Annotated in this window: 19 protein-coding genes; 15 read left to right on the forward strand and 4 right to left on the reverse strand. The window is 67.7% G+C overall.

Annotated elements, in window-relative coordinates; all coding sequences use genetic code 11:
• Positions 1–2 precede the first annotated feature (2 nt).
• From MWU75_RS11495 to MWU75_RS11560, 14 genes are all read left to right on the forward strand, one after another.
• Positions 3–824 (forward strand): hypothetical protein, encoded by an 822-nt coding sequence (locus MWU75_RS11495; protein ID WP_247090742.1) that lies wholly within the window; start codon positions 3–5, stop codon positions 822–824.
• A gap of 49 nt (positions 825–873) precedes the next feature.
• Complete coding sequence (locus MWU75_RS11500) at positions 874–1,164, forward strand: DUF4235 domain-containing protein (protein ID WP_247090744.1); 291 nt, start codon at positions 874–876, stop codon at positions 1,162–1,164.
• An 81-nt stretch (positions 1,165–1,245) separates the two neighbouring features.
• Positions 1,246–2,043, forward strand: a complete 798-nt coding sequence (locus MWU75_RS11505; protein WP_247090746.1) for a hypothetical protein — start codon at positions 1,246–1,248, stop codon at positions 2,041–2,043.
• A gap of 229 nt (positions 2,044–2,272) precedes the next feature.
• Positions 2,273–4,060 carry a nucleoside-diphosphate sugar epimerase/dehydratase gene (locus MWU75_RS11510; RefSeq protein WP_247090749.1) on the forward strand — a complete coding sequence of 596 codons (1,788 nt, stop codon included), beginning with the start codon at positions 2,273–2,275 and terminating at the stop codon, positions 4,058–4,060.
• 3 nt (positions 4,061–4,063) lie between these two features.
• A complete protein-coding gene (locus tag MWU75_RS11515; RefSeq protein ID WP_247090751.1) occupies positions 4,064–5,296 on the forward strand; it encodes a DegT/DnrJ/EryC1/StrS aminotransferase family protein in 1,233 nt (410 codons plus the stop codon).
• Entirely contained in the window at positions 5,296–6,516 is a 1,221-nt protein-coding gene (locus tag MWU75_RS11520) for an ATP-grasp domain-containing protein (protein WP_247090753.1), read from the forward strand. The genes MWU75_RS11515 and MWU75_RS11520 overlap by 1 nt, the downstream gene beginning before the upstream one ends.
• Positions 6,513–7,418: an NAD(P)-dependent oxidoreductase gene (locus MWU75_RS11525; protein WP_247090755.1), complete on the forward strand. Its 906-nt coding sequence runs from the start codon at positions 6,513–6,515 to the stop codon at positions 7,416–7,418. Before MWU75_RS11520 ends, MWU75_RS11525 begins: the two co-directional genes overlap by 4 nt.
• Positions 7,390–8,004 carry a sugar transferase gene (locus MWU75_RS11530; protein ID WP_247090758.1) on the forward strand — a complete coding sequence of 205 codons (615 nt, stop codon included), beginning with the start codon at positions 7,390–7,392 and terminating at the stop codon, positions 8,002–8,004. The genes MWU75_RS11525 and MWU75_RS11530 overlap by 29 nt, the downstream gene beginning before the upstream one ends.
• The gene (locus tag MWU75_RS11535) at positions 7,997–9,259 is read left to right on the forward strand and encodes a glycosyltransferase (protein WP_247090760.1); all 1,263 of its coding nucleotides are present in this window, start codon (positions 7,997–7,999) and stop codon (positions 9,257–9,259) included. The genes MWU75_RS11530 and MWU75_RS11535 overlap by 8 nt, the downstream gene beginning before the upstream one ends.
• A complete protein-coding gene (locus MWU75_RS11540; RefSeq protein WP_247090762.1) occupies positions 9,256–10,785 on the forward strand; it encodes an O-antigen polysaccharide polymerase Wzy family protein in 1,530 nt (509 codons plus the stop codon). Before MWU75_RS11535 ends, MWU75_RS11540 begins: the two co-directional genes overlap by 4 nt.
• Positions 10,782–12,356, forward strand: a complete 1,575-nt coding sequence (locus tag MWU75_RS11545; protein WP_247090765.1) for a hypothetical protein — start codon at positions 10,782–10,784, stop codon at positions 12,354–12,356. Before MWU75_RS11540 ends, MWU75_RS11545 begins: the two co-directional genes overlap by 4 nt.
• Entirely contained in the window at positions 12,353–13,669 is a 1,317-nt protein-coding gene (locus MWU75_RS11550; protein WP_247090767.1) for an oligosaccharide flippase family protein, read from the forward strand. The genes MWU75_RS11545 and MWU75_RS11550 overlap by 4 nt, the downstream gene beginning before the upstream one ends.
• Positions 13,659–14,834, forward strand: a complete 1,176-nt coding sequence (locus tag MWU75_RS11555; protein WP_247090769.1) for a glycosyltransferase — start codon at positions 13,659–13,661, stop codon at positions 14,832–14,834. The genes MWU75_RS11550 and MWU75_RS11555 overlap by 11 nt, the downstream gene beginning before the upstream one ends.
• Positions 14,835–14,875: 41 nt before the next feature.
• Positions 14,876–15,895: a glycosyltransferase gene (locus MWU75_RS11560; RefSeq protein WP_247090771.1), complete on the forward strand. Its 1,020-nt coding sequence runs from the start codon at positions 14,876–14,878 to the stop codon at positions 15,893–15,895.
• A gap of 1,951 nt (positions 15,896–17,846) precedes the next feature.
• Here the strand turns inward: MWU75_RS11560 and MWU75_RS11565 are convergent.
• From MWU75_RS11565 to MWU75_RS11580, 4 genes are all read right to left on the reverse strand, one after another.
• Entirely contained in the window at positions 17,847–18,908 is a 1,062-nt protein-coding gene (locus tag MWU75_RS11565; RefSeq protein WP_247090773.1) for an ABC transporter ATP-binding protein, read from the reverse strand.
• Positions 18,909–18,943: 35 nt separating this feature from the next.
• Positions 18,944–19,750: an ABC transporter permease subunit gene (locus MWU75_RS11570; RefSeq protein ID WP_247090775.1), complete on the reverse strand. Its 807-nt coding sequence runs from the start codon at positions 19,748–19,750 to the stop codon at positions 18,944–18,946.
• The gene (locus MWU75_RS11575) at positions 19,747–20,601 is read right to left on the reverse strand and encodes an ABC transporter permease (RefSeq protein WP_247090777.1); all 855 of its coding nucleotides are present in this window, start codon (positions 20,599–20,601) and stop codon (positions 19,747–19,749) included. The genes MWU75_RS11570 and MWU75_RS11575 overlap by 4 nt, the downstream gene beginning before the upstream one ends.
• Positions 20,602–20,678: 77 nt before the next feature.
• Complete coding sequence (locus tag MWU75_RS11580; protein ID WP_247090779.1) at positions 20,679–21,728, reverse strand: extracellular solute-binding protein; 1,050 nt, start codon at positions 21,726–21,728, stop codon at positions 20,679–20,681.
• A 355-nt stretch (positions 21,729–22,083) separates the two neighbouring features.
• Here MWU75_RS11580 and MWU75_RS11585 point away from each other — a divergent pair, with 355 nt between their 5' ends.
• The gene (locus MWU75_RS11585; protein ID WP_247090781.1) at positions 22,084–22,554 is read left to right on the forward strand and encodes an IclR family transcriptional regulator C-terminal domain-containing protein; all 471 of its coding nucleotides are present in this window, start codon (positions 22,084–22,086) and stop codon (positions 22,552–22,554) included.
• The last annotated feature ends 183 nt before the right edge of the window (positions 22,555–22,737 follow it).

Raw genomic sequence — 22,737 nt, forward strand, 5'->3', positions numbered from 1 at the left:
CCATGGGGCTCGACAACCGCGCGCAGAACGCGCTCCTGGCCGTGCTCGGCGTCGTCGCCATTCGGGCGTCCGGCTTCGCCATCTGGAGTGTGCGCCAGCCGCACCCCTCGCTCGACGACCCCCAGACGACCGTCACCACCCCGGACGTGACGACCACTGGTCCCACGGCGGCACCGGACACCACTCAGACAGCCACCCCGCTGGTGGACGTTACCGACACGACCGCGACCACCGAGGATGGTGCAGTGGATGTGTCGGCCTGGGTCGATGCCTGGGCGGGTGACGACGCCAACTTGCTCGTCATCGGCGACGGCTTCAGCAACCTGCGGTCTCAGTGGATCCACCAGTGGGCGGGACTGGTCGCCGCGGAGCGACCGGTGGAGATCCGGCACTGGGCGGAGGCAGCGGACGTCACCTTCAACGACCCGGACGTCCTCTCCGAGGGCGACGGGTCGGGCCTGACGATCTGGAACGCCAGCCGCCGGGCGACCTCGATCGAGGACGCGGCCGAGCGCACGGACACCTTCCTCTCCGAGGCCAGCGACGTGGACGCGGTGCTGGTGTCGCTCGGCCGGAGCAGCGCCGGGGAGGACGTCGACGCCTCGCTCGACCTGCTGATGGAGGAGCTGGGGTCCGACCTGCCGGTCCTGGCCGTGACCAGCCCGGCCAGTCTGGACGCCGACGAGGTGAGTGACGGCATACTCACCTGGGCTCAGGACCATGAGGACCGGGTCGCCGTGGTCGACCTGCGCGAGTCCGCGCCGGAGCAGGCCACCGCCGAGCAGTGGGCCGACGCCTTCCACGAGGCGCTCCAGAGCGGCTGATCCGGGTCCTGCGCAGGCGCCGGTCTGAGCGCCGTGGCAGTCTAGGGCCATGGGAAATCTGGTGTGGAAACTGCTGGCGGCGGGTGCCGCGATCGCCGCGAGCGTCGTGGCGCGCAAGGTGACCGACGGGACGTGGAAGTTCGTCTCCGGCGGTGACTCCCCGGCCAACCCCGAGGACCCGGACATCGACGTCAAGGAGGCCATCGCCTTCGCGGTGCTCTCCGGGGCCGTCGTCGGGCTCAGCCGGATGCTGGCCAACCGCCAGGCCACCAAGCTCTACCAGAAGTCCACGGGCCACCTGCCCAAGGCGCTCGCCGACGCCAAGGCCGCGGAGCAGTAGGCCCTGGCGGCGAAGTAGCAGTCGCTGCACTGACCGAGCCCCGGCGGGCCCCACATGGAACTCAGCACGAGACTGCAGGACGTGTTGCTCGGCACGCTCGCAGTCGTCGCCATCTCGCTGACGGCCCTGGCAGTGTGGAGCGTTGGCAGCCCCTCAGAAGCCCCGACGGCGGGGGTCGCGCACGCGCTCGACCCGGCGTCGTCCTCCGACGCGGCTGTCGAGTCGAGTGCGGCACCTAACGCTGCGGACACGACCGGCACGGCCACAGCTGCAGACACGCCGCCGACGACCCTGCCCGCACCGACCGTCGGTGACTGGGTGTCCGCCTGGTCCACCCAGGACGCCGACCTGTTCGTCATCGGGGACGGCTTCAGCAACCTGCGCTCCCAGTGGGTCCACCAGTGGGCCGGGCTGGTCGCCGCGGAGCGCCCTGTGCAGATCCACCACTGGGGTGAGGCGGCGGATGTCAGTTTCAACGAGGCCGACCTCATCTCGGAGGGCGAGGGAGCTCAGCTCACGATCTGGAACGCCAGTCGCGCTGACACGACGGTCTCAGAAGCCGCCGGACGCACCAGCGAGTTCCTCGAAGCCGCCGGGGATGTTGACGCGGTGATGGTGTCCCTCGGCAGGGAGAGCACACCCAGTGGCGTCGCCGCCTCGCTTGACCAACTGGTGGACGAGGTCGGTCCGGACCTGCCGGTCCTCGTGGTGATCGGACCGCCCGGCCTCTACGGGTCCGACGTGGCTGACGGCATCCTCGCCTGGGTGGAGGACCACGACGAGCGAGTTTCCCTGGTCGACCTCCGCGAGTCGGCCCCGGACGAGGCCACCGCGGAGGAGTGGGCCGCGGCGTTCCAGGCCGCGCTCGCCGGCTCCTGAGCGCGCCGAGGCTGACCCCGCTGATCCCTGCCAGGGCGTCCAACCCTGTCCGCGTCTGTTGCGTCATGCAGACGAAACTTTGAGATTCCATGAATTTTAGATGGCTATTCCATGAACTCCTCTTTGCCTCTAGGCTGTGCCTTGCGTTCAGCTGAGAGCGTTCCCCATTGGGCGGCGAAGGGGCTGGCAGGTGCAAATGGTCTCGCGATCACTTCACTGGGCTTGGCGCGTGGTTGGACCACACCGGTGGGGCTGGGCTGCCCTCGACGTGCTCTGCTGGGTCGCGGCCCTCACCGTCCTGGCCTGGGTGCCCCACAAGGACGCTGACCACTTCCTCCTCCTGCCTGAGCTCGGCGGGCTGGGTCTCGCCGCCGGGCTCCTGCACGTGGTGGTCGGGTGCTATCTCGGCCTCTACCTCACCCGGCAGGAGCGCGGCTCGTTCGACGAGGCGGCCGCCGCCGCCCGCTCGGCCGCCGTCGCCGGTCTGCTCCTGACGGTCGTCATCTGGGCGACCGGTGAGCACCCGCCCGTGCTGGGACTGGCCGGCACCGCCGTCGCCGCGGCCCTCATGCTCGGCCCGCGCCTGGGTGCCCGGGTCACCCAGCACCGTCAGGCGACCGCGCGCAACCACGGTGCCCGCACGATCATCCTTGGCGCGGGTGCCGGTGGCCGGCAGCTGGTGGCCAGCATGCTCTCCGACGAGGACGGGCACTACCGCCCCGTCGCCTTCGTCGACGACGACCCCCGCAAGCGCAGACTGCGGTGCCACGGCATCCCGGTCCTCGGCGACCGCACCCTCCTGCCCGAGGTGGCGGCGCGCGCCGACGCCACCCACCTGGTCGTTGCGGTCCCGTCGATCCGCAGCGAGGACCTGCGCGACATCCGGCAGCTGGCTCACAGCATCGGACTCAAGGTGCTCGTGCTGCCCCGGCTGGAGGCCCTCCTGGGGGCCCACCCGCGGCTGGAGGACCTGCGCGACGTCAGCCTCGAGGACCTGCTCGGACGCCGCCCCGTGCGGCTGGACGAGTCGGCCATCACCGACCAGATCCAGGGTCGCGTCGTCCTGATCACCGGTGCCGGTGGGTCGATCGGCTCGGAGCTGTGCCGTCAGGTTGCCCGCCACGGTCCGGCCCGACTGCTGATGCTCGACCGGGACGAGTCGGCGCTGCACGCCACCCAGCTCTCGCTCACCGGGCAGGGGCTGCTCGAGGGTGACGACCTGATCCTGGCCGACATCCGCGACCACGAGCGGCTCGTCGACGTCTTCGCGGCAGCCCGACCCGACCTGGTCTTCCACGCCGCGGCCCTCAAACACCTGCCGCTGCTGCAGAAGCACCCGCACGAGGCGTGGCTGACCAACGTCCTGGGCACGCGCAACGTCCTGGACGCCGCTGCCCGGTCCGGCGTCGGCACCCTCGTCAACATCTCCACCGACAAGGCGGCAGACCCGACCTGCGTGCTGGGGCTGAGCAAGCGGCTGGCCGAGCGACTCACCGCCGAGTGGTCCCGCACCCAGCCGGGCCGCTACGCCTCCGTCCGGTTCGGCAACGTCCTGGGCTCCCGTGGCTCGGTCATCCCGGCCTTCACCGAGCAGATCCGTCAGGGGGGTCCGCTCACCGTGACCCACCCCGACGTCGAGCGCTTCTTCATGACCATCCCTGAGGCGTGCCAGCTGGTCCTCCAGGCCGCGGCCCAGGGCAGCGACGGTGACGTGGTCGTGCTCGACATGGGTCAGCCGGTGCGCATCGACGACGTGGCCCGGACCCTGCTCACCCTCAGCGGTCGCCGGGACGTCGACATCGTCTACACCGGTCTGCGCCCGGGAGAGAAGCTCACCGAGGCGCTGGTCGGGCGCGACGAGCAACGCCTGCCCACCGACCACCCGCTGCTCACCCGGGTCCGCGTCGACCCGCTGTCCCCCGACCGCGTCACCTCCCGACACTGGCACATCGGTGAACCGCTGCCCTGCCCGGTCCCCGGGCTCCACCTCCCCGCCTACGCGCTCTCCGAGGACTGATCGATGCCACTCCCTATCGGTTTCGCCACACCATCCATCACTGACGAGGACATCGAGGCGGTCACCGCCGTGCTGCGCTCGGGCTGGATCACCACCGGGCCGGTCGCCGCGCAGTTCGAGGCCGAGCTGGCCGAGGTCTGCGGCGTGCCGCGCGGCAAGGTGACCAACTCCTGCTCGGCCGCCCTCGAGCTGGCGCTGCGCCTGGTCGGGGTCGGCACCGGTGACGAGGTCATCACCAGCGCCTACACCTACGCCGCCACGATCAACGCCATCGTCCACACCGGCGCCACCCCCGTGCTCGCCGACTGTGCCCCCGGCAGCTTCCTCATCGACCCCGACTCCGTCGCCGCGCTCATCACCCCGCGCACCCGCGCCGTCATCGCGGTCGACGTCGGCGGCCTGCCCTGTGACTACCCGGCGCTGGCGCAGGCCCTGGCTGCCGCCCCGGCACCCGCTCCGACGGCCACGGTCGGTGAGGCGATCGGCCGGATCGCGCTGATCGCCGACGCCGCGCACTCCCTCGGCGCCATGCTCGACGGGGTGCCGGCCGCGAGCCTGGTGGACTTCGCGGCTCTCTCGTTCCACGCCGTCAAGAACCTGACGTCTGCAGAGGGCGGCGCGCTGATGTGGTCGGCAGCCCTGCAGGAGCAGGTGCCCGGGATCTATGCCACGGCCTCGGTGCTGGGGATGCAGGGACAGACCAAGGACGCGCTCACCAAGACCCTTGCCGGGCAGTGGGAGTACGACATCACCTGCTCCGGCTACAAGTGGAACATGCCCGACGTGCTCGCGGCCCTCGGGCTGTCCCAGCTGCGCCGCTACCCCGCGAACGTCCGGCGCCGCCACGAGCTCGCGCGGCTCTATGACGAGGCCCTCACCGGCGTGGACGTCACCTGCCCCCGGCACGTCGGGTCCCGGCACATCTCCTCCGGGCACCTCTACATGGTCCGGGCCGAGTGGGACGAGGCGCAGCGCAATGCCGTCATCCAGGAGCTGGGCGACCGCGGGATCGCCACGAACGTGCACTTCAAGCCGATCCCGCTGCTCAGCGCCTACCACTGGCTCGGCGATCCGGCCGTCGTGGTGCCCAACGCGCTCCGCGCCTACCAGCAGGAGCTCTCCCTGCCGCTGCACCTCGCGCTCGACAATGAAGACCCGGCCCTCGTCGCTCATCATCTGGCCGACGTCCTGAGGCAGGGACGGACCAGCCGGGTGGCTGCGCAGGGCGTCGCGTGATGACCCGGCGGGGGGCCGTGCGGTCGGGACCGGTGATCGTGCTGGGCGGGGCCGCCGTGCAGGCCGAGGCCGTCCTGGCCGCGCACGCGCTGGGCCGGGAGGCGCACGTCGTCGCCGCGCAGTGCGGGCACGCGGCGCGGGAGAGCGCCGACGCCGTTGTCCAGCTCGACCTCACCGACGTGGACGCCGTGACCCGCTATGCCGAGCAGGTCGGGGCCTCGGCCGTCTGCTCGGTCGGGTCCGACCTGGCGATGCCCGTCGTCGCCGAGGTCAGCGAGCGGCTCGGGCTGCACAGCCCGGCCAGCCTGCCGACGACGCAGCTGTGCCACGAGAAGCACCTCGTCCGCGAGCGCCTGCGCGATGCCCCCGGCTCGGTGCGGCACGCGCTGGTGTCACGGACGACGGACCTGCCGGCGGCCCTGGCCCCACCGGTCGTCGTGAAGCCGGACGACGGCCAGGGGCAGCGCGGGCTGACCCTGGTGACGTCGGCGGCCCAGCTCGAGCCGGCGCTGGCGCACGCACTGTCGAGCAGCCGCACGGGGACCGTGCTCGTGGAGGAGCACGTCCCCGGTCCGGAGCTGTCGGTCAACGGCTATCTCCGCGATGGCGAGCTGGTCTTCGTCGGGGTGTCCGACCGGGTGGTGTGGCCGGAGGAGTTCGGCCTGGTCCGGGCGCACACCTTCCCCTCGCTGGCCGGCGAGCGGGACGTCGTCGAGGCGGTCGGGGTGCTGGACGCCGCGTGCCGCGCCATCGGCCTGCGCGAGGGCCCGGTCTACGCCCAGATGATCCTCGGCCCGACCGGCGTGCGGCTGGTGGAGGTCTCCCCGCGCCTGGACGGCTGCCACCTCTGGCGGTTGTGGCGGGCCGTCACCGGCCACGACCTGCTCACCACCACGATCGCCGCAGCGTGCGGCGAGGCCGACGGTCTCCCTCCGTCCCGCGCGATCCGTCCCGTGGCGCCGGTCCGACCGCGGGTGGACGAGCCGGTGACGACGCTGGAGTTCGAGTGCCTGCCACCGGGGACGACCGTGATCCCGGACGACGCGTGGCCCGTGGCGTCCCGGGACGCCTCGATCCTGGCACGAGCCCGCTACTACGCCCCCGGCACGGTGGTGCGGACCGTCAACGGCCGGCTCGAGAAGGTCGCCTGGACCTTGCGCCGTGAGACCCCGGGCAGTGTGCTGGAGCAGGTCGGCGCCCTGGGAGCGAATGCCCGGTGAGAGTCGTCGTGGCGGGGGCGGCCGGCATGCTGGGGCAGTATGTCGTGGCGCGCCTCAGCGACAACGGTCACCAGGTCCTCGGCCTGTCCCGCTCGGGGGCGCGGGGGCACCAGGCCACCGACTACACCGTGGCGTCGCTGGTCCCGCTCGTGATCGGTGCCGATGCGGTCGTCGACCTGGCGGCGACCCGCCCGGGCCGCACGGGGGGTGCCGACGCGGCCCCGCCGCCGGACCTGGCCGACACCGTCGTCACCGGTGCCCACCTGGTCGAGGCGACCCACCGGGCGGGCGTGCCCACGCTGGTCCAGGCCTCGAGCGTGTCGGTCTACGACCCCACCGCAGCGCGACCTCTGACCGAGGAGTCGCCGACCGAGCCGCGCTCGGCCTACGGGGTGGCCAAGCTGGCGGTCGAGCTCTGGGCCCGGACCACGGAGGCGGCCGGGCTCCGGGTGGTCACCCTGAGGTTGTCCCACCTGCTCGGGGCACACGACGACTCCGGCTGGCTGGTCAGCACCTACCTGCGCCGGGCGGCTCGCGACGACGACCTGCCGGTCCACGAGCCGCTCGGCCCGGCCCGTGACCTGCTCTATGCCGGCGACGCCGCCCGCGCCGTGGAGCTGGCCCTCACCACGCCCAGCGCGCGGGGGTGCTTCAACGTGGCCGGCCCGCGCCTCCTGACTCCCGCCCAACTGGCCCAGGCCGTCAGCGACACCATCGGCGGCCGCGTGGTCGGCGGCGACCCGGCCTGGCGGCATACTCCCCTGCAGCCCACGGACCAGGAGGTCAGCACGGAGAGGGCGCGCACGGTGCTCGGCTTCCGACCGCACCACGGCGTGCGGACCGCCCTGCTGGAGATCCGGGAGGAGCTCGCCCGTGACGGGGCTCTACGCCCGCGGAGGTAAGCGCGCCCTCGACCTCGCCCTCACCCTCGCCGCGCTGCCGGGAGCGGCGGTCGTCGTGGGTGCCGCGGCCCTCGCGGTGCGGCTCGAGGACGGCGGGCCGGCCCTCCACGTCAGCCCCCGGCTGGGACGCGACCGAATAGCCTTCCCTATGCTCAAGCTGCGCACCATGCGGGTGGGCGCGCCGGACCTGCGCAACCCCGACGGCACGACCTACAGCTCCGGGGACGACCCGCGCACGACACGCGTGGGGCGGCTGCTGCGGCGCACGAGCATCGACGAACTGCCCCAGCTGCTCAACGTCCTCGCCGGACAGATGAGCCTGGTCGGCCCGCGCCCCAGCCCGCCGGGCAGCCAGGCCAACTTCACCGCCGCGGACCTGCGCCGCTACGACGTCCGCCCCGGCATCACCGGGCTCAGCCAGGTGCTGCTGCGCAACGAGGGTGCGCTGACCGAGCGGCTCCGGCTCGACGCCCGCTACGTCGACGACCTGTGCCTGCGCCTGGACCTGTGGCTCCTGGGCCGGACCGTCGCCCGGGTGCTGGGCGGTCGGGGTGTCTACCGGACCGGGGTGGGCGCCGATGCCTGACCTGCTGCTCCTGACCAACCGCTACCCCTACGGCACCGGGGAGGAGTATCTCGAGCCGGAGCTCCCCCACCTCGTGGCCGCCTTCGACCGGGTGATCGTCGTGCCCACCATGCAGACCCGGGGGCAGGAGCCGACCAGGGCAGTCCCGGCCGGCGTCGTCGTGGTCGCGCCCGACCTGCCGGCCGGCCGGCTCGGCAGGGTCCGGCTGACCCTCGACGGGCTGGTCCGCGGCGGACTCCGTCCCGGGCTGCCACACCTGCCCGGCCCGCCCCCGCGCAGCCCCGTCCCCTACGCCTACGAGGTGTACTTCGAGGCGCGGTCCCAGGCTGTGGCGCGACGGGTCGCGGCGGCCCTGGCCGGTGCCGGGCTGGAGGTGCCCGAGGTCATCTACTCCTACTGGCTCTACGTCACCGCACGGGTCGCCGACCTCCTCGCCGGGCAGTGTCCAGAGGGGCGCCCGGTGGTCGTGTCGCGTGCGCACGGCTACGACGTCAACGTCGAGGCATCGCCGGTGGGCTACCTCCCCCAGCGCGAGCTGCTCCTGGAGCGCATGGACCGAGTCCACCCGGTCTCCGAGGCGGCAGCCGTCCGACTGCGCGCCGAGCTCCCCCAGCACGCGCACAAGGTCAGCGCCCGACGGTTGGGCAGCACCGGGTCCAGTCCCGAGCCGGTCGCCCGGCAGGCTCCTCTGCACGTCCTGACGGTCTCCACCGTGCGGCCACTCAAGCGCCTCGACCTCGTCGCCGACGCCGTGGCCGACCTCCAGCGCGAGGGGGTCCCGCTCCGCTGGACCCACATCGGCGGCGGCCGTCCACGAGCGCTCACGGCTCTGCGCCGACGGACGTCCCGGCTGGTGGCGGGCTCGGTCGAGCTCACCGGTCCGCTCCCCCACGACGAGGTGCTGCGGTGGTATGCCGAGCACCATCCCTCCGTCCTGGTGAACGTGTCGACCAGCGAGGGGGTGCCGGTCTCGGTGATGGAGGCGATGGCCCACGGGGTGCCGGTCCTGGCGACCGACGTGGGCGGCACCGCGGAGCTGCTGGTGGGCCAACCGGGACTGGACCTGCTCCCACCACGGCTCGACCCGGCATACTTGGCAGATGCCCTGCGCGGCGTGGCTGCCCTGACCCCGGACGCGTATGCCGCGGTCTGCCGCCACAACCAGGCGTCCTGGCGCGCGGGCTGGGATGCTGAGGTCGTGCTCGCCCGGTTCGCCCACGAGCTGGCGGCCCTCGCCGGGGAGGTGCGCCGGTGAGACCGGGCTCGCGCCTCGGCGTGCTGGCCGTCATCGGGGCCTGCGTGTGGCCCGTCCTGGTGGTCGTCGGGACCGTCCTCGAGGCGCCCGACGTGCTCGTGGTCGCCATCTGCATCGGCCTGCTGACCCTGGCGGGCCTCACCGCGGCGCTCGCCTCCCGGCACTACCTGCTCGGGCTGTTCGTGGCCTCGTTCGCCATCTTCCTGCTGAGCCGTCACCTGATCGATCTGGTCTGGCCGGGTCTCAACTCCGTCGACTCCGGTCTCGTCGACTGGACCCCGGCACTCGAGACCCACGTCCTGCTGTCGCTCAACCTGGCGCTGCTCGGGCTCGGCACCGGAGCCGTGTTCGCCGGCCACTGGCTGCGGGGGTGGATCAGCAACGGGCCCGAGGGCCGGCACGGGCGCTCGACCCACGTGGTCTCCGCAGTCCGCCAGGTCGGCCTCATCATGGTCGCCGTCACCACCCCGGCACGGCTGCTCTATGTGGGCGCGCTGGCTCTCTTCGTGCGGGAGGAGGGGTTCTACGAGCTCTACGAGGTGAGCGAGGACTCGGTGCCGGTCCCCGGCTTCGTGGCGACCCTCGGCCAGATGAACGACGTCGCGGTGATGGCGGTGCTCGCGACCCGTCCCAGCCCCCGGCTGACCTGGACGGTGCTGGGTCTCTACCTGCTTGACGGGGTTGCCTCGCTGGCCACGCTGGAGCGCGCGACATTCTTCCTCAACATCCTGCTCGTCGTGGTCTACCTCGCCTACCGGCAGGCGACCCGCACCCCGGACGAGCCGCAGTGGCTGCGGCCGTGGGCCGTCCTGGCCGGCGTTGCCACGGTGCCGCTGATGGCGATGGTCAGCCAGAAGGTGGTGGCCCAGCGCGGCCGGAACCAGGGGGTCGAACGCGGCGGCCCGGTGCTCGAGTTCCTGCACGCCCAGGGGGTGAGCGTCAACGTCATCGCCTTCACCCAGCAGTTCGCCGATGAGATTCCCGAGGGCCGCTGGTACAGCCTGGGGCCGCTCATCGAGTTCGTCCGCTACCGGCTGCTCGGTGTCTTCACGGGTGAGACGCAACTGACCGGCAACAACGCCGAGCGGGCGCTCGAGGGCCACATCTTCTCCCACACGGTCAGCTATCTCGCGATCCCCGACGTCTACGCCCGGGGCAGCGGCTATGGCTCGAGCTTCGTCGCTGAGCTCTATGTCGACCTCGGCTATCCCGGGGTCTTCCTCGGCTCGATCGTCATCGGCGCCCTGACGGCCGTCTTCACCGCGATGCTCGGCTGGGGGATGGTCCCCCGGCTGCTGGCGCTGCTCATGATCCGCCAGCTGTTCTTCATCCCGCGCTCCAGCTTCACCGGCTTCTTCGTCAACGCCTTCGACCTCTACAACATGGTGGCCCTCGCGGCGCTCGCAGTGGGGGCGTGGCTGTTCGTGAGCTATCGGGCGCGCGACGGCGACCCGACCAGCGGAGCACGGGACGTGGGTGCGGACCGACCTCGCACCAGCGCCTCGCTCACCCGGGTGCGGCGATGAACAAGACCGCCCGGGTGGTCGGCTGGGGAATGATCGGACACCTGGCGGTCCCCGTGTCCACCGCCGTGCTCGTGCTCGGGCTGCCGTTCGTGCTCGATCCACGCACCTACGGCTACTGGCAGCTCTACCTCTTCTATGCGATGTGGCTGGGCTACCTCACCTTCGGAGTCCCCGACGGCCACCACCTGCGGTATGCCGGCACGCACCTGAGCGCCCTGCACCCGGGCCGGTTCGTGGGCACCTTCGTGCACCTCCTGCTCGGCGTCGCGGTGGCCGCGGGTGTCCTGGCGCTGGTCGGTGCTGCGCTGATCGAGGACCCCACGCAGCAGCTCATGTGGGTGCTGGCGTGTGCGGCGACCGTGCTCTTCGTGCCGCGGACCCTGCTGACGGCCGCCTTGCAGAGCGCGTCGCGGTTCACCCCTTTCGCCGCGGTCGTCCTCACCGAGCGAGGGCTGGTCGTCGGGCTGAGCCTCGCCGTCGTCGCCCTGGTCGGGGCCGACGCGGGCGCGCTGGCGACCGCTGACGTGCTCGCCAAGGCGACGGGCCTGGTGGCGGGGGCGATCGTCATACTGCGTCTGCTCGGTGCGACTCGCACCGGTGCCGCTGAAGCTCAGGGGACCGACGCAGCCCCTTCAGCTCAGGGGACCGACGCAGCCCCTTCAGCTCAGGGGACCGACGCAGCCCCTGAACTTCTGGACACCAACGCAGCCCCTGAACTTCTGGACACCAACCCAGCCCCTGAACGTCAGGAGACCAACCCAGCCCCTCACCAGGGCAGCGCCTGGGCGGAGACGCGCGCGGACATCAGCATCGGGTCGTTCCTGCTGTTGGCCAACCTCGCCGCGGTGGCCGTGCACGGGGTGCTCCGGCTCGCGGTCGAGCGACGGTGGGGGGTGGTGGAGTTCGGGCAGGTGTCGCTGGCGTTCAGCGCGGCCCTGCTGCTGACGACCGCGGCCCACGCCATGGGCTGGCTGTCGCTGCCCCGGCTGGCCCATACCCCGCGCGAGCGGTGGGCGGCGGTGCACGCGCTGGTGCGCGACGGCACGCGTGGCCCGCTGGCGGCCCTGGTGCTGCTCTACCTGCCGGCCCAGGTGGTGCTGACCCGGTGGCTGCCGGACTACCGGACCGCGCTGGACTATGTCGGGCTGCTGCTGCCGCTGGTGGTCGTCGAGACGCGCTGGCGGGTGGTGACTTCGGGGCTACTCAAGGTCATGCATCGCCAACGGGTGCTGCTCGCGCTCAATCTCCTTGCCCTTGCTGCGGCCGTCGTGCTGGCCCTGTGGTTCACCCTGGTGATGCCCTCCGAGCTCGGCGTCGTGCTGTCGCTGCTGTGGGTCACCGTGCTGCGATCCGCGGTCGCGGACGCGTGGCTCGGGCGACAGCTCGGGCACGCGTGGGCGGGCGGGCTGGCACTCGATCTGCTCGTCGTCGGCGCACTGGTGGCGGCTATGGTCGTGGGCGGCTGGGCAGGTGCCGTCCTGGGCCTTGCGGTCGTGGCGGTCGCGACGTGGTGGGATCGGGGGGCGACCGCAGAGATGCTGGTGCGGGTGAGGCAGGAGGTGATGGGGTGAGTGCGCCACGGGTGGACGTCGACACACGGCGCCGAGGGCTGAGCCTGTCGCGCAACACCGCAGCCCTGGGGGTGGGCTATCTCCTGCGCACTCCTGTCCTTCTCGTCTATTTCGTGCTGGCGACCCGGTCTCTCGGGGTCGAGGCCTATGGCGTCCTCGCCGCCGTCATGGCGGTGTGCGCGATCACCGGCCCGCTCGCCTCGCTGGGTACGACCACCCTGCTGGTCAAGCACGCCGCCCAGGACCGGGACAGCGCCCGCGACTGGTTCGGCGCCGGTCTGTCGGTCAGCGTCCTGGGCTCGGTCGTGCTCGGGACCGTCGTGATGCTCGTCGCACCCGTACTCCTCCCGCCGGGGACGCCGATGGTGGCGCTGGCGCTGCTGCTGGCCGGCGAGCTGATCCTGGCCAGGGTCATCGACCTGAGTGGCTTCGTCTTTGTCGCGACCGAGCGCATGCACCTCAAGACCGTCATCCAGCTCGGGTATCCGCTCGTCCGGCTGGCCGCCGTGATCGTCCTCGTCGTCGGGCCGTGGCCGGTCACGCTGACCGGGTGGGCGCTTGCTGCGGTCCTCGGGACGGGCCTGTGGGCGGCGGTGAGTTTCATCCTCGCCAGGAGTGCGATCGGACGACCACGGTGGTCCTTGCAGATCTTTCTCCGCGAGTGGCGCCAAGGGCTGCTGTTCGCCACCGACCTCGGGCTGACCAACGTGCACAACGACGCCGACAAGATCGTCCTGGCGCGACTCGCCGGGCCGGAGGCGGCTGGTGTGTACACAGCGGCCTACCGGTTGATCGACGCGGCCTACACCCCGGTCCGTGCACTTCTGGGTGCGGCCTTCCCCCGCATGTTCCGGCACGGCGCGAGCGGCCCGGCCGCGCTGTCGCCGTTCCTGCGCAGACTCAGCAAATACACCCTCGGCTACTGCCTCCTCGCCGTGCCGGCGGTGATCCTCCTGGCTCCGTTCGTCCCGCCCGTCCTCGGCGAGGGGTTCGCCGACGTCACGCCCGTCCTCATTGCCCTCGCCGGGCTCGTCCTGCTCCGCACCCTGCGCGCGCTCCCCGCGGACGCACTCACCGGTGCCGGCTATCAGGGGCGTCGCACGACGGCGCAGCTCGCCGTCTCGGTCGTCAATGTCGTCGCGCTCCTGGTCCTGGTCCCCCACTTCGGGATCTGGGGCGCGGTCGGGAGCAGCCTCGGGGCCGAGGCGCTGTTCGCGGTCGTCCTATGGATCCTGTGGGCACGGACGCGGCGCGAGTCCGCACCCGCACGCACCGACCAGTCGGAGGCACCCGAGGTGACCCATGACCGGTGACGGCGCTCGCGCAGAGGCCGCCCCCGTCATACTCGTCATCGGTGTGCTCACGCCGCGCCGCGGGATGGAGGTCGCCCTGCTGGAGCTGGCGGCCGCGCTGGCGCGCGAGCGGCCCGTCGAGATCATCCTCGTGCACGGTCCCGACCCAGGCGGGGCACCCGTCCCGGTGACGGCTCTCCCACGCCGAGGGCGGCTCCGGCGGGCGCGCGCACTGCGTGCGCTGCTGGCCCGGCGCCCCGACGCCACGGTCGTGCTCTGCGGCCTGTGGGCCACGGCTCACACCGTCGTGGCTGCGCCGAGGGTCCTGCCCCGTGCAGTCGGCTGGGAGCACTCGCTCACAGCCACGCGGCTCCGAGAGGCCGGGCCGCGCACGAGGTTGCGGATGCACCTGGCCGGGTGGGCCTACCGCCGCGCCCGTGCGGTCGTCGCGGTCAGCGAGGAGGTCGCCGACACGCTGCGCGCGTCCTGGCGGGCCGAGCCGGTCGTGATCTCCAACCTGCTCCCGTCCGGGCTGTCGCGCGTGCCCGAGCCCGGGCACCACGACGGGAACGATGACGGACCGGACGGCAACGGAGGTGGCGGCCGGGACGGCAGCAACGGCGTCGGGCAGGACAAGAACGGAGGTGGCGCGGGCGGCGACCACCCACGCGGAGACCATGTGGGCCTGTTGACTGTCGGAGCGCTGGTCCCTGTGAAGAACCATCGGCTCGCGCTCCAGGCTCTGGCCCTTCTGCCCGAGACGTGGACGCTGGCGGTCGCCGGCACCGGGCCGGAGGAAGGCAAGCTCCGCGAACTGTCGAGCACGTTGGAGGTGGATCATCGGGTGACCTGGCTCGGCCATGTCGACGACGTGGCATGGCACATGGCCAGCGCCAACGCGTTGCTGCAGCCATCGACATCCGAGACCTTTGGCTACACGCTCCTCGAGGCGGGTGAGACGCACCTCCCGGTCGTCGCACTTGACGTGCCGGTGGTGCGCGACGTGGTGCCCGATCTGGCGCCGGGTCTGCTGGTGGCCGACCCGGACCCGCAGTCGTTTGCGGGCGCGGTGCACAATGCGGTCACCGGCACGGTGGCGTGGGACTTCGCCGGCGCAGACGAGCGGCGACGCACCAGGTTCGACAGGGAGGAGGTGCTGGCGGAGTGGCGACGGATCCTGGGCTGAGCAGCTCGGATTCGGGGACAGGTGGGGGCACACGAGTCAGTGTGATTCTCCCGCTCTACTCCCCCGGTCCTGAGGTCGCGGATGCGCTGGATCTCCTGGAGGCAACCCTGAGCGACACCGATGAGCTCCTGGTCGTCGACGACGGGACCCCGGCACCGGAGAGCGCGGAACTGGCCGAGCTTGTCCGAGCCCGCATCCCTTCCGCACGCCTGGTCGTGCTCGAGGAGAACCGCGGGGCTGCAGCCGCCCGCAACCACGCGATGTCGTTGGCGACCGGTCGCTACGTCTGGTTCGTCGACTGGGACGACGACTGGGACCCGGCTCTGCTCGACGTGCTCGTCACCCGGGCCAAGGAGACGGGCGCGCCCATCGTGACCTGCCGGGCCAGCGTCGTCGACGAGCACGGCCGGCTGGTCCGGCACATCGGCCCCGCCCACGACACGCACCTCACCGGGCCTCAGACCGCGCACGCCGTGCTCGACGGGCGGCTCGAGGGGCACCTGTGGAACAAGCTGTTCCGCCGCGACGTGCTGCCCGACAACGTCTTCCCCCTGATGGCGACCCTGTCGGACCTGATGGGCACGGCACCCGTTCTAGCGGCGGCGGAGCGGGTCGAGCACCTCGGCCAGGTGCTCTACGAGCATCGGATCCGACCTGGTTCCCTCACTGCTGCCCGGGACCGCGACCTGGCGCTCCTGCTCGATGCTGGCTCGCAGGTGCCGGCCGCCGTGACACCCTTCCTCGAGAACGAAAAGGACGCCTCGCGGCTGTCGGTCCTGTTCCGCCACCGCAGTGCGTACCTCGCGGCTGTGACGGCCCTGCGGCTGCCGCACGACGATCGGGAGCGGGGCAGGTGGCTGGCACGCTCCCGACAACTGCTGTCACTGTCTGAGGCGGCATCGCTGATCTTGACTTCGCCGACGACCGCGGCGCGGAGCCTGGCGCTGCTCGGGCTCGGCCCCGCATTTAGTCCGTTCTATCGCACCGCGACTCGCATCCGCCGTCGGAGCACGCAGCGTGTGCCGTGGCAAGCACGTGGACGGCACCGAGCATCTGGCTGAACCGTTGTCCACAATGCCGGATCCCGTCATACACCACGCCACGGACTTGACTTCCGCCTAATCAGAACCTCCGTATTGCTACACCGAGGAAGGCGGACTACTCATAGCGGATCCGATTCACCGTAGATTCCAAAGACCCTTCTAGTTCGGTCCCGCAGAGACTCCAGCAGATAAGCGGTCATTGGGGACCTTGGGAGGGTGGTGGAGGAATCTCGACAATGATGGAACCTGACTATCAAGACCCGCCACGTGTACGGCCGCCCACAACCCGGCAACAGCCGAACTCACCACTGGAACGCCAAGCGACTCCTCTAGGACAAGCATCGCGCCCCTAGTACGGAAGCCACCACATGAGAGCACCAGAGCATCCCCAGACCCCCCAGCCGCGTCCCAAGCGCGGAACCCAAGCTCCACGACATCACGGGGGGACACGTCCGCGAGATCCGTGAGGGCAGTTATTTCGAGGTGCGCCCCATAGTGGGGTGCAAACCCTTCCTCTTGAAGATACGAATTCAATCGCCCGTGAACTTCCGAACTGTACGCGGAAGCTAGCACCGGCCGCTCAGACCCGGACCCCTGCAGCCCAAGTGAAAGTCCCGTACTCATTGTGACACACGGAAGTCCAGTTAATTCACTCACTGATTGCTCGATTCGCAAGTTGCCTTCCTTGCCATCGAAGAAGGTTAGCGAAGTCCCCATGACACCTATCGCCTCAACGCCCTGCATCTTGAGCTCGGTTGCTCGGCCGAGGATCCGAGAAACAGCTACGCTATAGTCATCCAATTCCATTCGTTGCAATCCAAGCCCAACAGCGGCAAATGCAACTTCTGGGTAAACCAATGGAGCGTCACTTGGGATATCCCCCTCTATTGGCGGTACAATCAGCCCTACAGAGGCGATTCCTTCGTGGCCCACTTTGGCGGATCCGCTACCGTCGATAGTGCTAGGCACCTGCGCCCCTGTCAATAGCGTATGGGCTGTCTTCGGGCGCCACAACCGTCCCTGGCGGCACATCAAGACGATGGCCCTCAATGATCACATCTGAGAGTCGCGCACGCACGGCTTGCCCCACACTTTGAACCATGTCAATAGCCGCAGCATTTTCTTGCAGTTGTTCTGGGCGGGAACTCCCTACGAGAACATTGCCAGTGTAAGGAAACGTCGCTGCGTAGATGAGAGACAATTGAGCCAGCGTCACATTGAAGTCTTCCGCGATCTTCCGCAATTCCGGGATTCGCTCTTGGATGCTCTGCCGGATAGCACCAGGATCCCGCCCGAGCACTCGCTGAGAACCCACTTTGCCAGCCAGGATTCCCCCCTCGAGACTATCCGACGCCTGCAAGAGAAGGTGTCCATCTTCCCAGATATTCAAGTACTCCGGTGATTCAACGATACTCCTGCGCGCCAAGTTGTATTTCATCTGCATAAGAACTGGGCGCGGGCGTCCTGCTTGGGAGAGTGCGCCGATACCCAAGCCCACGTCGTGCGCTGACCAGTTCAAGCCACCCCACCATGTGGACCGCCCAGACTCCACCAGTCCAGCCACCTCCGAGGCGTGGCCAACTGGGTCACCCACGTCCCACCGGGGCCCGTAGCACAGAACACCATCAACCGAGTCTAGACCGAGACGAAAGAGGCTTTCGTCCAACTGCGACTGCATACTCTCAGAGTCTCGACCCCAAACTTTCGTGATCAGACTGTAGTCCTCGCGGGGTATACCTGCATCCTTTAGAGCACGCGTCAAGACTATCTCTGTGTGTGGCGCGCGAGGATAGTGTGCTACGTCAAACAGTGTGACGCCCAATTCAAAGGCCACTGAGACAAGTTTGACAATTTCTCGGTACTCCATGTAGCAGAGAGTCTCGTATGACCCAAGCCCAAGCAAGGATACGGGCTTCTGTGTGCTGGGCAGTTCGTTGTATATCATCTGAAAGCTCCTAATGTGTCAGGCTTAGGTCGCAAGCGGCAGCAATGATTCAGGTGAAGCGTGAAGATACGCCGTAGATCCGGGGTCAAGGACAGAGTGCGTGTCCGAACTGATTGCCGCCAGCGTCTCATCACCAACAGCGACCTCATAACGAACAGTGTCCCCCAAGTAGGTAACCGAGCGGATTTCTCCCCGCGAGGCCCAGCCCGTCCAGCCTTCCACAGGTTCTGCTCTCGTCCGCAACATACTTGGGCGGATGCCGACAGCAGACACTTCCGGCCCCATAAGGCGAGAGGGAAAGTGAAGACCGCCAGCAGTCTGGTAGATATCGTTGTCACGCGTCAATTCGAAGACGTTCTCCACGCCCATGAAGCGAGCGACGAACACAGTCGCAGGATGTTCGTACACTTCTCGAGAGGTCCCTACCTGCTCAACATGGCCTCGATTCATGACCACGATCCTGTCAGACAGAGACAGCGCTTCCACCTGATCGTGGGTGACGAAAAGAACGCTCTGTCCCAAATCTTGCTGCAAAGCCTTCAACTCTAGGCGCAATTCGGCACGCAGTTTCGCATCCAGGTTAGACAAAGGTTCGTCCATCAATAGTATCCCGGGTCGCATTACCAGGGACCGCGCTACGGCCACGCGCTGCTGCTGTCCACCAGAGAGCTGCCCGGGGTAGCGGTCCTTTAACTCCAGAATGTCAACTAGGCGAAGGGCCCAGGCAACCCGTTCCTTCAACTCCTCGCGAGGAACGCGCTTGGCCTTTAATCCGTACCGAATGTTCTTCTCAACGGTCATGTGCGGGAAAAGCGCGTAATTCTGGAAAACAACGGCACTGTCGCGCTTGTGTGCAGGAGTATGGGTTACGTCGACGCCGCCGATCTGGACGGCGCCAGAATCTGGCTGAAGAAACCCCGAGACGATATTGAGCGTCGTAGTCTTGCCGCAGCCGCTCGGCCCCAGCAGAGAGACGAACTCACCATTCTGCACCTCCAGCGACAACTCTTCGAGCACCAAGTTTGAGCCATAGCTCTTGGTGATCGAGTCTGTCTTGAGTGCCGGCGTCTCTACATCGCCCGCCACTGAATCCGTCCGAGATGGACTTGGTCGTGTGGTTATCATGTTCTTTGCATTACCCTTCCAACGTTCACGAAACGACCCGCTAGCCAAAGCAGGACGGCCATCAACACGATCTGGACAGTTGCTATGGCGGCAAGGGACGGATCCATGCCGAGATGGGCGTACTGGATCATCGCGACAGGGAGTGTAATGCCGCCGGGTTCAATGAGAAACAGACTGATCTCGAGGTTTCCGAACGAGAAAATGAATGCAAATATGAAGCTCGCGAGGATTGGGGCTTTGAGAAGGGGAAGGTTTACATGCCATAACGTGTATAGTGCCCCTCTCCCCAGATCCCGGGAGGCTTTGTCCAGATTGTCTCCCAATGTCACGACGCCGCTATGGAGCAGTCGAAACGTCCAAGGCAACGTGACGAGGACGTGTCCCCATAGCAGAGCACTAGTTGACGGTACCAACCGCATCCCTAGCGTCGTGGAAAGCTGGAAAAACGCAATGTAAATTGCGATTCCCACGATAATCGACGGCAGGATCAGGGGAAGAATGAGTAGACCTCCAATGGCACCACTACCACGCATTCTTCGCTTCCCCAGGGCGAGGGCGGCCATTGCGCCAATTGTGACAGAAATAATCGATACTAGAACCGCCAGCCACGTGCTGTACCAAAGTCCACCCATAAGGGAACGGTTCTCGGGAAGGGACTTGAACCAGCGCAGCGAGTAGCCTTCAGGCGGGATCGCAATGAACTGGGAGGAGGTAACTGAGACCCACATGACGATGAAAACGGGCATCAGCATGAATATGAATGCTGCAATGCCAATTACCGTGAGAGTTCTGCTCCTGTTCATGAGATCACCCTCCACCGTTCAAACTGGCGCTTGATGAGCCATGTATACAATCCCACTATGCTGAGGCTGAGCACGAGGAGGGTGACAGCCATGGCTGAACCCAGTTCCCAGTTGTTGCCTTGGGCGATCGTCTCGTACACCACGGGTGCCATCATGGGAACCTGGCTCCCACCGATTAGAAGAGGCACTGAAAAGGTGTTGACGCTCATTACAAAGATTAGTGAGCTCGCTGCCAACAGTCCGGGTATAGCTTGCGGAAGAACCACTTTAAAGAAGGTCGGCGTCGGGGCCACCCCAAGTGATTGCGACGCCCGCTCGACGTCCGGGTTTATCCCTTCAAATGTAGCCTCAAGAATTAGGACTAAGATGGGGAGTATGGCGCTAGCCATGGCAATGACTATTGTCACTTCGTTGTGTTGCAGGTCCGCATCAGGACTCACTATGCCTAGCCCAACTAACGCTTGCTTTATCAAGCCGCTGTACCCAACCATGGAGGCCCATCCAATTGCCCGAATGACGTCACCGACGAGCATCGGGAACACAACTGCTACTAGTGCCGCCGTGCGCCATTTGGGTCCAATTGTGCTGATCCACCTGGCGACCGGGATCGCTAGGACTACCCCTAGCGTGGTGGCAGCGAAGGCAATAACGAGAGTCCTACCGAGTGTCGCCATGTAGGAGTTGTTCGAGAAGAAATCGGAGTAGTTCGTCAGGGTGTACTCACCGGTGAGTTGCCCCGCCCCCTGAGGGGTGAAGCTGAAGAGGACAAAGTAGGCGAGTGGGAGCACACACATCACGATGACGACAACGCTGGCCGGAACGAGCAGTATTCGGGCAAGGGGCGCAGACACGGTCGCGGCACCTTGCTGGTCCGGCCGTGGTGCGCGTCTTGAACGCTGCGGCCGGCGATCAAGCACCGGTGGCGCGGTCACTGCTGGAGCACCTCTTCCTGCCACCGCTGACGCCACTCATCGGTCTTGGAAGCGATGTACTCGTAATCGAGCATGATGGTGCGTTGCCGAGCGTCGGCATCACCAGCGACTTCGCTCAACTCGGCGTCGGGGATGTCAACGTTTGTGACAGCAGGTATGTACCCAGACGCATCGTAGATGGCGGCCTGTGATTCTGGGTCTAGTAGGGTGTTGAGAAAGTCATAGGCCTCATCGATGTTTGGCGCATTCTTCGGGATCACCGAGAGATCAACCTTTGCCCACGTACCTTCCTCGGGGATCACTCCAGCGATGTTCATCTCACTGTTCTCGTTCATGTCACGTGCGGCCGACATCGAGCTCATGACGATCCAGACTTCGCCACTATTCATTGCCTGGCTGGTGCTCTCACCATAGAACCGAGCCTGGTCCGGCAGTTGGAGGACCAAGTCCCAGCCTGCGTCCCACTCGGCGTCTGTCTCCGGTGGGGCACCCTTGACTGCGGCGGCTGCTGCGAAGAGCCAGTCCATCTCGTGGGAGGTCTCAATTCCGATGCGTCCCTTGAATCTGGGATCCCATAGATCTGCCCATGAGGTCGGAGGCTCGCCGACGGCGTCTACGTTGTAGACGATGGAGCGTGCGCTGTAGAAGTTCGGAACTGCGAACTCGGAACGATACTTCTCATCGACGTGAGCCAGGTTGGGGACATCTTCCTCGGTGATGGGGGCCAGGAGATCTTCCGCTGCCATCTGCGTCATTGGTATTGGGAGAGTGCTGACGACGTCGTACGTCGACGTGCCACCGCGCTCAGCGCGCACCTTGGCCATGGATGTGAGGTCGTCCGTAGCAGTGAAGACCAGGCTGAAGCCTGAGGCTTCCTCGAAAGCGGAGACCGCATGGGCTTCGTAGGCCTTCTGAATCGTGCCACCCCACGTGGTCACCGACAGTTGCCCGCCCCCGCCCCCGTCGCCGGCTGTTCCGCTCTGTCCGCAAGCTGCCAGCGTCAGTGCTGCCATCGCGCAGACCGCCACAATGCTCGTCCGCTTCATGATGTGCTCCAATCATTTCGATGCACTTGCGTCCCGCCTAGTGGAACGCGTACCGTTTGGTGGTATGGAGGCTAGTGAGATGAGTAGTGGGAGTCAAGGGGTTCGCAGCGTTCTGCGCGGCCTGCAAGTGGTGGAACTTGTCAGTGAGTGCCAACCAGTGGGCGTTTCAGAGGTCGCCCGCAGGCTCAACGCACCTAAGAGTTCCATCCATCGGGTCATGTTGACGTTGGAGTCCGCCGGCTGGCTTGCGAGATCGCCAGGCGCTGAGCCGGGGTGGGTGCTGACTCGCAGAGTGGCGCGTCTCGCGAGTCAGGCGGGCGCCGACCTTGGGCTCCGCTCGGCGGCACTCCCCGTGATGGAGGAGTTGCGCCGACTGACGAACGAGACGATCCATCTTGCAGTCGCCGAACCACCATCCATGCTGCTCGTTGAGCGACTGGAGAGTACTCATCCAGTTCGATACGTAGAGGCGCTTGGAGGTCTCTCTCCGATGGCCCTGACCTCCACTGGTCGCGCAAGTCTGTCGACCATGCCGGAAGATATGATCATTGAGGTGCTGGAGAAGGAGCCTCGGTGTGCGGATCCCAAGCAGAGAGATCACATCATGCGGGCTGTGAGGCAAGCCGCAACCGATGGCTACGCCACGACATCTGAATGGCGGGACGGAGTGTTCGCCACCGCAGCAGCTATCACCTGGAACGCGGCTCCTGTGCCACCCCCAGCCCTCAGCATCTCGGCCCCGGAGACCCGCATGACGTCGGAGAAACGAGCACTCCACGCACAACTCGTCATCGAAGCAACCCAAACCATTCAGAGCAAGTTTTGAAACCCGTATCGGGCCACAGTCTCCCTTCATGCATGCAGATCACGCATGCGGTGGGTGCGCCGCGGGCCAGGTGCACGCCTTCTCCTTACCTGACCAGCACGTTCACGTACCCGGCCAGATGTCCACGGCAGTGGTCAGCGGCCCCGTTAGTGCGGGCCCCTGGTCCCAGGCTTGCACCGGCAG

Origin of the sequence: Ornithinimicrobium sp. F0845, assembly GCF_023015765.1 — a bacterium.
Taxonomy (GTDB): Bacteria; Actinomycetota; Actinomycetes; order Actinomycetales; family Dermatophilaceae; genus Ornithinicoccus.